At 43.8% G+C, this 5,262-nt stretch carries 7 protein-coding genes; 1 reads left to right on the forward strand and 6 read right to left on the reverse strand.

Annotation, left to right across the window (positions count from 1 at the left end):
- Positions 1–52: 52 nt before the first annotated feature.
- From tnpC (PY093_RS21005) to tnpA (PY093_RS21015), 3 genes are all read right to left on the reverse strand, one after another.
- Positions 53–1,630, reverse strand: a complete 1,578-nt coding sequence (gene tnpC, locus PY093_RS21005) for an IS66 family transposase (RefSeq protein WP_481769292.1) — start codon at positions 1,628–1,630, stop codon at positions 53–55.
- 68 nt (positions 1,631–1,698) lie between these two features.
- A complete protein-coding gene (tnpB, locus tag PY093_RS21010; protein ID WP_275645858.1) occupies positions 1,699–2,055 on the reverse strand; it encodes an IS66 family insertion sequence element accessory protein TnpB in 357 nt (118 codons plus the stop codon).
- On the reverse strand, positions 2,049–2,375 hold the full coding sequence (tnpA, locus tag PY093_RS21015) for an IS66 family insertion sequence element accessory protein TnpA (protein ID WP_275645859.1): 327 nt from the start codon (positions 2,373–2,375) through the stop codon (positions 2,049–2,051). The genes tnpB (PY093_RS21010) and tnpA (PY093_RS21015) overlap by 7 nt, the downstream gene beginning before the upstream one ends.
- 164 nt (positions 2,376–2,539) lie before the next feature.
- On the opposite strand from tnpA (PY093_RS21015), the gene PY093_RS21020 reads away from it, so the two are divergent.
- Positions 2,540–2,683: a hypothetical protein gene (locus PY093_RS21020; protein ID WP_275647695.1), complete on the forward strand. Its 144-nt coding sequence runs from the start codon at positions 2,540–2,542 to the stop codon at positions 2,681–2,683.
- Between the two features lie 173 nt (positions 2,684–2,856).
- Here PY093_RS21020 and tnpC (PY093_RS21025) read toward each other — a convergent pair whose 3' ends face one another.
- From tnpC (PY093_RS21025) to tnpA (PY093_RS21035), 3 genes are all read right to left on the reverse strand, one after another.
- A complete protein-coding gene (tnpC, locus tag PY093_RS21025; protein WP_481769292.1) occupies positions 2,857–4,434 on the reverse strand; it encodes an IS66 family transposase in 1,578 nt (525 codons plus the stop codon).
- 68 nt (positions 4,435–4,502) lie between these two features.
- On the reverse strand, positions 4,503–4,859 hold the full coding sequence (gene tnpB, locus PY093_RS21030; RefSeq protein ID WP_275645858.1) for an IS66 family insertion sequence element accessory protein TnpB: 357 nt from the start codon (positions 4,857–4,859) through the stop codon (positions 4,503–4,505).
- Positions 4,853–5,179: an IS66 family insertion sequence element accessory protein TnpA gene (tnpA, locus tag PY093_RS21035; RefSeq protein ID WP_275645859.1), complete on the reverse strand. Its 327-nt coding sequence runs from the start codon at positions 5,177–5,179 to the stop codon at positions 4,853–4,855. Before tnpA (PY093_RS21035) ends, tnpB (PY093_RS21030) begins: the two co-directional genes overlap by 7 nt.
- Between the last annotated feature and the right edge of the window lie 83 nt (positions 5,180–5,262).

Raw genomic sequence — 5,262 nt, forward strand, 5'->3', positions numbered from 1 at the left:
GTAAGCGTCAAATAATCCCCACCTGTTTTCAGATGGGGATTTGATTTATGCTTTATTTAGATTTAACAAGAACCCGGCAATTCTCGGGAAGTGTCGGTGACCATGGCAGGAATTCGGCCAATTTTGTTTTGTCTGTCGTATCAATATTGGGAAGCTCCTGAAATAGATAGCTAAGATAATAGAATGGGTTCAATCCATTTTCCTTTGCTGTCTCTACAACACTATAGATGATCGCACTAGACTTTGCTCCCCTTGCGGTATTACTAAACAACCAATTTTTGCGGCCGATTACAAAAGGTTTAATAGATCTTTCGGCTAGGTTGTTATCAATCTCCAAATGTCCGTCCTCTAAAAATGCTACTAATCTATCCCATTGATTACGGCAATATTTGATAGCTTGACCAAGTGCACTTTTTGGCAATACACGGGGTGTTAGTTCTTTTAACCATGCCGAAAAAGCCTCTAGCACTGGTTTGCTGAGTTCCTGTCGTGCGTCGAAGCGCTCCTCCGGACTTACGCCCTTTAGTTTGCGCTCGATTTCAAATAATTGGTTACAATAAGCCAAACCTTCCTTTGCCTTGACGGTAGATGTGCTTGCGGTCTCAGGAAGCGCTCGAAGGGCCTCGGTGAATTTTCGGCGGGAATGCGCCCAGCACCCGACCAACCTAACATCCGGTATATTATTGTAACCAGCATACCCATCCACATGCAGATATCCCTGGAAGCCGTCCAAAAACCGCTGAGGATGCTTGCTAGCCCGTGTTTGCTGGTAATCATACAGGACTATAGGCGTATTCCCATGACCTGAGCGATACAGCCAGATATAGGATGTCGACGCCTGTGGACGATCTGGCTCAGATAAGACCTGCAGGGTTGTTTCATCGGCGTGTAGCCATTCCATCTGCAGGAGGTTCGCATGCATCTCCTCATAAATCGGACTAAGCCATGTTTCTGCCCCATAGATGGTCCAGTTGGCTAGCGTTTGACGAGAAATAGACACACCAAATCGCTCCAAGTGCTTTTCTTGGCGGTACAGGGGCATGCCTTCAACATATTTTTGGGTCATGGTAAATGCCATCGCCGAAGGGGATGCTAAACTACCAGGGAAAACTGACTTCGGCATTTCCGCCGTCACAATAGGTGTTTCTAATTCATTACGCTCGCAGTGGCGGCAACTATATACATGGCGAACATGTTCAACCACTTTGACCTGTGGTGGGATAACCTTTAATTCCTTGCGTACTTCTGTACTCATTTCATGCATTGTACCACTGCAGCACGAACAAACCTGTTCCTCATCAGACAAACGATAGTGAATCGTCTCTGTAGGCAGGTTTTCGAATTTGCGTTCACGTTCTCCACGCTGTTTCTTACGCTTATATGTAACCGTCTCAACGGTTGGTTCTTCAACCTTCGGGTCGAATGTAGCTTCGGCTTCATTAAAAAGGGAAAGTTGATCCAGGTCGGTCTTCTCGCTAGAAGCCCCGAATCTGCGCTGTTGGCTCAGACGGAATTGTTCCTCGTACCATTTTAGTTTAGCTTCCAACTCTTCCTTTTCCATTTCGAGTTTCTCGTTGAGCGCTTTGTAATATTCAATTGTATCTTTTGAAGTTTGCGCTGTCTTTTCCATACACCTAGTATACGGAAAAGAATCCGGTTTGACCAGCCGAATTCCCCCTATTTTGTATTTAACTAGTTTTATAGAATAATACGTGCTTTTACTTCCTGATGGGCTTGCTTTTGTTCGATGGATAGTCCATCTAGCAACCAACGAAATTGGCGAGGGCTGATGTTCTTGGGGGTCTTATCATTTTCCGATGGCCAATGGAAGGTACCTTTTTCCAGCCGGCGATAATAAAGCCAAAACCCATTATTTTCCCAATGAAGGATTTTTAACTTGTCTCGCTTCCGATTACAGAAAACGAATAGACTGGGCGAAAAGGGATCAAGTTCAAAACATTCCTTCACGATGACAGCTAGCCCATCAATCGATTTGCGAAGATCTGTACTACCCCGCGCTAGATAAACCCTTTGAAATTGGGTATTGGTTAACATTGGTTTTTAAGCACATGGACAACATCTGATAATAGATCCATGTTGGCTCCAGTTGGTACCTCAACTGTGATCGTACCAAAATGAAGCAGAACAGAACCCTGCCCCGAAGGGGGTGCTTCTTCATCAACCTGAACAGTGAACCATTGTGCCGCAACGGGTGTCTGTTTGGAACCGCTGTTACTTTCAAATTGCCGTATCCAGTAATACATTTGGTGGACTTTAATTTCTTGATGTTGGCACCAATCCACTACACTCTCTCCACTCTGTTTCCATTCTTCGTATCGTGCTTTCCATTCTATTCTTTTTTCCTTAAGGGTCATAGAAAAACCTCCCAATATGATTTCTAGGGAGATTATCTCATGGACTCACTATTAATAGAATGTGGGCTGTATTTGACGCTTACATTGCAAAGGTCGATACACTGAAGCATCTAGAGGAGAATAGAATAGTGTAAGTTCTTTTTTAGTTGATAGAAGCAGGACTGATGGAGAATTTCCACTGGGAAGAAGAAGATCTTGTAACTGAGTTTCTTGAATTTAAGTTCACAAGTAGAGTTTCTGCTTCGGTACATCAAAGAAGGTACTATTCACAGCAAGAAGAAAATATCATGTTAAACGTGGTCTATTAATCTTTAAGTATACCCTGTCAAAGTAGAGTTAATCTCCGTAGAAAAAGGCGTGTCACAAAAAATTAGCTAATTAGAAATTAAAAAATGAATTGTTTGTATTTCTTGTGAACGCAGATTATAAGTAAGCGTCAAATAATCCCCACCTGTTTTCAGATGGGGATTTGATTTATGCTTTATTTAGATTTAACAAGAACCCGGCAATTCTCGGGAAGTGTCGGTGACCATGGCAGGAATTCGGCCAATTTTGTTTTGTCTGTCGTATCAATATTGGGAAGCTCCTGAAATAGATAGCTAAGATAATAGAATGGGTTCAATCCATTTTCCTTTGCTGTCTCTACAACACTATAGATGATCGCACTAGACTTTGCTCCCCTTGCGGTATTACTAAACAACCAATTTTTGCGGCCGATTACAAAAGGTTTAATAGATCTTTCGGCTAGGTTGTTATCAATCTCCAAATGTCCGTCCTCTAAAAATGCTACTAATCTATCCCATTGATTACGGCAATATTTGATAGCTTGACCAAGTGCACTTTTTGGCAATACACGGGGTGTTAGTTCTTTTAACCATGCCGAAAAAGCCTCTAGCACTGGTTTGCTGAGTTCCTGTCGTGCGTCGAAGCGCTCCTCCGGACTTACGCCCTTTAGTTTGCGCTCGATTTCAAATAATTGGTTACAATAAGCCAAACCTTCCTTTGCCTTGACGGTAGATGTGCTTGCGGTCTCAGGAAGCGCTCGAAGGGCCTCGGTGAATTTTCGGCGGGAATGCGCCCAGCACCCGACCAACCTAACATCCGGTATATTATTGTAACCAGCATACCCATCCACATGCAGATATCCCTGGAAGCCGTCCAAAAACCGCTGAGGATGCTTGCTAGCCCGTGTTTGCTGGTAATCATACAGGACTATAGGCGTATTCCCATGACCTGAGCGATACAGCCAGATATAGGATGTCGACGCCTGTGGACGATCTGGCTCAGATAAGACCTGCAGGGTTGTTTCATCGGCGTGTAGCCATTCCATCTGCAGGAGGTTCGCATGCATCTCCTCATAAATCGGACTAAGCCATGTTTCTGCCCCATAGATGGTCCAGTTGGCTAGCGTTTGACGAGAAATAGACACACCAAATCGCTCCAAGTGCTTTTCTTGGCGGTACAGGGGCATGCCTTCAACATATTTTTGGGTCATGGTAAATGCCATCGCCGAAGGGGATGCTAAACTACCAGGGAAAACTGACTTCGGCATTTCCGCCGTCACAATAGGTGTTTCTAATTCATTACGCTCGCAGTGGCGGCAACTATATACATGGCGAACATGTTCAACCACTTTGACCTGTGGTGGGATAACCTTTAATTCCTTGCGTACTTCTGTACTCATTTCATGCATTGTACCACTGCAGCACGAACAAACCTGTTCCTCATCAGACAAACGATAGTGAATCGTCTCTGTAGGCAGGTTTTCGAATTTGCGTTCACGTTCTCCACGCTGTTTCTTACGCTTATATGTAACCGTCTCAACGGTTGGTTCTTCAACCTTCGGGTCGAATGTAGCTTCGGCTTCATTAAAAAGGGAAAGTTGATCCAGGTCGGTCTTCTCGCTAGAAGCCCCGAATCTGCGCTGTTGGCTCAGACGGAATTGTTCCTCGTACCATTTTAGTTTAGCTTCCAACTCTTCCTTTTCCATTTCGAGTTTCTCGTTGAGCGCTTTGTAATATTCAATTGTATCTTTTGAAGTTTGCGCTGTCTTTTCCATACACCTAGTATACGGAAAAGAATCCGGTTTGACCAGCCGAATTCCCCCTATTTTGTATTTAACTAGTTTTATAGAATAATACGTGCTTTTACTTCCTGATGGGCTTGCTTTTGTTCGATGGATAGTCCATCTAGCAACCAACGAAATTGGCGAGGGCTGATGTTCTTGGGGGTCTTATCATTTTCCGATGGCCAATGGAAGGTACCTTTTTCCAGCCGGCGATAATAAAGCCAAAACCCATTATTTTCCCAATGAAGGATTTTTAACTTGTCTCGCTTCCGATTACAGAAAACGAATAGACTGGGCGAAAAGGGATCAAGTTCAAAACATTCCTTCACGATGACAGCTAGCCCATCAATCGATTTGCGAAGATCTGTACTACCCCGCGCTAGATAAACCCTTTGAAATTGGGTATTGGTTAACATTGGTTTTTAAGCACATGGACAACATCTGATAATAGATCCATGTTGGCTCCAGTTGGTACCTCAACTGTGATCGTACCAAAATGAAGCAGAACAGAACCCTGCCCCGAAGGGGGTGCTTCTTCATCAACCTGAACAGTGAACCATTGTGCCGCAACGGGTGTCTGTTTGGAACCGCTGTTACTTTCAAATTGCCGTATCCAGTAATACATTTGGTGGACTTTAATTTCTTGATGTTGGCACCAATCCACTACACTCTCTCCACTCTGTTTCCATTCTTCGTATCGTGCTTTCCATTCTATTCTTTTTTCCTTAAGGGTCATAGAAAAACCTCCCAATATGATTTCTAGGGAGATTATCTCATGGACTCACTATTAATAGAATGTGGGCTGTATTTGACGCTTAC

This window comes from Cytobacillus sp. S13-E01 (assembly GCF_029193815.1).
GTDB lineage: Bacteria > Bacillota > Bacilli > Bacillales > Bacillaceae_L > Bacillus_BV.

Excerpts from the sequence above, each read along its gene's own strand:
- tnpC (WP_481769292.1), bottom strand. The coding sequence starts at position 1,630 with ATGGAAAAGACAGCGCAAACTTCAAAAGATACAATTGAATATTACAAA.
- tnpB (WP_275645858.1), bottom strand. The coding sequence starts at position 2,055 with ATGTTAACCAATACCCAATTTCAAAGGGTTTATCTAGCGCGGGGTAGT.
- tnpA (WP_275645859.1), bottom strand. The coding sequence starts at position 2,375 with ATGACCCTTAAGGAAAAAAGAATAGAATGGAAAGCACGATACGAAGAA.
- PY093_RS21020 (WP_275647695.1), top strand. The coding sequence starts at position 2,540 with ATGGAGAATTTCCACTGGGAAGAAGAAGATCTTGTAACTGAGTTTCTT.
- tnpC (WP_481769292.1), bottom strand. The coding sequence starts at position 4,434 with ATGGAAAAGACAGCGCAAACTTCAAAAGATACAATTGAATATTACAAA.
- tnpB (WP_275645858.1), bottom strand. The coding sequence starts at position 4,859 with ATGTTAACCAATACCCAATTTCAAAGGGTTTATCTAGCGCGGGGTAGT.
- tnpA (WP_275645859.1), bottom strand. The coding sequence starts at position 5,179 with ATGACCCTTAAGGAAAAAAGAATAGAATGGAAAGCACGATACGAAGAA.